General features: G+C 70.3%; 1 protein-coding gene. It reads right to left on the reverse strand.

The genetic code is table 11. The features are described from left to right. Positions 1-316: hypothetical protein (locus EN852_RS38165; RefSeq protein WP_135879857.1), on the reverse strand; the 316-nt coding region annotated here is incomplete at both ends.

Below are 316 nucleotides of genomic sequence, written 5' to 3' on the forward strand. Positions count from 1 at the left end.
ACGAGCCGCTGAAGCCGAAATGGTCTTCGACGCTCAGCATGCCGTCGGCTTCGAGTGTCGTGCGGCCGGGCAGCGTTGCGGCAAGCGACTTGACCGACCAGCCACCCTCGACCGGCTCGGCCGAAAGCCGCACGTCGCGTACCGTCGTGTCGCCGGCCACCACGGCCGGCAGCCGGACCTCGAGCGTGCCCGGTATCGTCGGCTTCGGCATATGCTGCAGCGTCTGCTCGAAAGCCGCGATGCGCTGGTCGAGCGTGAAGCCCGATCCGGCGGCCCCGCCGACGGCCTCGTCGAACTGCACCTGCGCACCGCTCGC

This window comes from Mesorhizobium sp. M2E.F.Ca.ET.209.01.1.1, assembly GCF_004010375.2.
In the GTDB taxonomy this organism is placed as follows: Bacteria; Pseudomonadota; Alphaproteobacteria; order Rhizobiales; family Rhizobiaceae; genus Mesorhizobium.